Here is a 2,651-nt window from a genome sequence, read left to right on the forward strand (position 1 = left end):
CGCCATCATGCTCGGCAGCGAGACCGGGACGAAGCTCAGCCGCGGCGTGCTCATCGAGAACAACTTCCTCGACGGCGGCAACTACACGATCAACATCTCGAGCTCGATCACCGCGGAGGACGTCGTCGTGCGTGACAACGTCTTCGGCTCGAACGCGCGCTACGGGCCGATCCTCACGCGGAGCGACGTGCCCATCGACGAGGGCAACGTGCTCGAGGGGTCCAGCGAGCCTGCGCCGGTCGACACGCGCGACGACTGACGCACCCGAGGCGCCGCCGCACCCGGGCCCCCGCAGCCGGTCGGACGACCCGGTCCGTCAGACCCGGGCGACCGCCCGACGGCGCGCCGCCTGGAGCAGGTCGTCGAGCGTCAGCTCGTCCGCCTCGCGCATGAGGGCGAGCCCCCGCTCCGACGCGACCCGGGCGATCTGCTCCTGGTGGTCGTCCACGTGCTCGTCGTGCGCCGCGCGGCGCGGCACGAGCACCGGGACCTTGCCCGCCTGCAGGCAGCGGATGAAGGACCCGACGCCCGCGTGCGAGACGACGACGTCGGCGCGCTGGATCTCCTCCTGGAACTCCGCGTCGGGCATGACGGCCCGCGCGTCGGCGAGCGCCAGGTCGGCGACGTCGGTGACGCCCGTCTGCCACACCACCTGGCAGCCGTCCGGGACGATCGCGAGCACGCGCTCCACGAGGCGCCGGAACTGCCACGGCCGCGCCGTCCCGAGCGTCACGAAGACGCGCGAGAGGGTCGCCTGCCGGGCGTCGTCGACCGCGAAGGAGTCGAGCAGGCTGCGCTCGTACCGCCACCGGTCGTCGGCGTTGGCGGGGTACTGCGTGAAGCACCCGACCCACGGCACGCGCGCGAGCACCTTGCCCGAGAGCGACGGCCCGTTCGACCGCGCGAGGCTCTCGACGAAAGTGGGACGGGCGCCGGCCAGGGGCGCCGCCGGCAGGGCCACGAGCGCGAGCGCCGCGCCCGTGCTGTAGACCTTGTCGACGCCGTGGCGCCGCAGCGCACCGACCACCGACGGCGTGCGGCGCAGGACGGTGACCCAGTCGCGCGCCTCGACCGGCGGGACGAAGTGCACCCGGCGACCGGCGAGCATGCTCTCGCTCTGCGGCGTGCGGTGGGTGATCCACAGGGCGTCGCGGTGGCGCTGCGGCTCGAGGAGCGGCGCCAGCAGGGACATCTGGACGAGGTGGCCGCCGGTCGTCGCGACGAAGGCGGGAACCGGTGTGGCGGGGCGTGGCACGGCGTCACTGTGGCACCGGTCGCACGGTGCGACCAACCGGCGTCCGGCCCGCGGTCGTCTCCGCGGCCGTCGGGACGGCCAGGTACGGTTCGTCCCGATTCATCCGGCCACGCTCCCGTCGCACGGGGGTATCCACACGGAAACATGGGACGTGCATGATGGGCAGCGTGGACACGGAGCAGGGGGGCCCGCGACCGGACGCCGCGCGCACCGCGCCGGCCGGCGCGGCGAGCCTCGACGAGCACGCGGACCGCACCGTCGACGTCTCCGTCGTGGTGGTCACGTACAACGCGGGCGACCTCGTGCGCGCGTGCCTCGAGTCGATCGAGGCGGGTGCCGGGCCGGACGTCACCTACGAGGTCATCGCCCTCGACAACGCCTCGTCGCCCCCGCTCGGTCCGCTGCTGCGCGAGTACCTCGACGACGACCACGTCGTCGAGCTCGCGGAGAACGTCGGCTTCGGGCGCGCCTGCAACGAGGGCGCCCGCCGGGCCCGCGGACGGTACGTGCTGCTGCTCAACCCGGACGCCGAGGTCCGCCCCGGCGCGATCGCGACCCTCGTGCGAGCCGCCGACGCCGAGCCGCGCACGGGTGTCGTCGGCGGGCGCACCGTGACGCCCGCGGGCGAGCTGGACCCGCGCTCGTGCTGGGGCGCGCCGACGCTGTGGAGCACCGTGTGCTTCGCGCTCGGGCTGAGCACCGTCTTCTCCGGCTCGCGGCTCTTCGACCCCGAGTCGCTCGGTCGCTGGGAGCGCGACAGCGAGCGCGACGTCGACATCGTCACCGGCTGCCTGCTGCTGGCGCCCCGGGACCTGTGGCTCGAGCTGGGCGGCTTCGACCCGGACTACTTCATGTACGGCGAGGACGCGGACCTGTGCCGCCGCGTCCACGAGCGTGGCCGCCGCGTCTGGATCACGCCCGACGCCGTCGCCCTCCACGCGGTCGGGGCGTCGTCGACCTCCGCGACCAAGTCCGTCATGGTCCTCAAGGGGCGCATGACCTACGTGCGCAAGCACGCGCGTCCGCCGCTCAGGCAGGTCATGCAGGGCCTCGTCCTCGCCGGCGTCGCCCTGCGCGCGACCGGCTTCCGGCTCCTCGGACGGCGCGACGTCGGCTGGGTGCACGCGTGGGCGCGGCGCGCGCAGTGGCGCGACGGCTACCCGCCGGCCCCTGCGGCCGCCGTCGGGCCCGCATGACGCGCATCGGACTCGTGGCGAGCGTCCCCTACCGCGGCCACCGCCTCTACGAGCAGCGTCTCGCGACCGCGCTCGCCGCGCACGCGCGCGTCGCCTACCTCGAGCCGCCGCGCGGCCCGCGCTCGCTCGCCGAGTGGCGCGAGCGCACGATCGTCGACGGCGGGCGGACGGCCGTCGTGCCGGCGTGGACCGTGCCGTTC

4 protein-coding genes are annotated in these 2,651 nt (G+C 74.8%); 3 read left to right on the plus strand and 1 reads right to left on the minus strand.

Going from position 1 to position 2,651, the window contains the following annotated elements:
* Positions 1–259: hypothetical protein (locus ICW40_RS16065; protein ID WP_221655019.1), on the plus strand; the 259-nt coding region annotated here is incomplete at its 5' end.
* A 57-nt stretch (positions 260–316) separates the two neighbouring features.
* On the opposite strand, the gene ICW40_RS16070 is transcribed toward ICW40_RS16065, so the two are convergent.
* On the minus strand, positions 317–1,255 hold the full coding sequence (locus ICW40_RS16070) for a glycosyltransferase (RefSeq protein ID WP_221655020.1): 939 nt from the start codon (positions 1,253–1,255) through the stop codon (positions 317–319).
* A gap of 167 nt (positions 1,256–1,422) precedes the next feature.
* On the opposite strand from ICW40_RS16070, the gene ICW40_RS16075 reads away from it, so the two are divergent.
* Both ICW40_RS16075 and ICW40_RS16080 read left to right on the plus strand, forming a co-directional pair.
* Positions 1,423–2,451 carry a glycosyltransferase family 2 protein gene (locus ICW40_RS16075; RefSeq protein WP_221655021.1) on the plus strand — a complete coding sequence of 343 codons (1,029 nt, stop codon included), beginning with the start codon at positions 1,423–1,425 and terminating at the stop codon, positions 2,449–2,451.
* Positions 2,448–2,651, plus strand: a 204-nt coding sequence (locus tag ICW40_RS16080; RefSeq protein ID WP_221655022.1) for a hypothetical protein, incomplete at its 3' end; no start/stop codon positions are given. The genes ICW40_RS16075 and ICW40_RS16080, both read left to right, overlap by 4 nt.

Origin of the sequence: Actinotalea ferrariae (assembly GCF_019733465.1) — a bacterium.
Lineage (GTDB): Bacteria > Actinomycetota > Actinomycetes > Actinomycetales > Cellulomonadaceae > Actinotalea > Actinotalea ferrariae_A.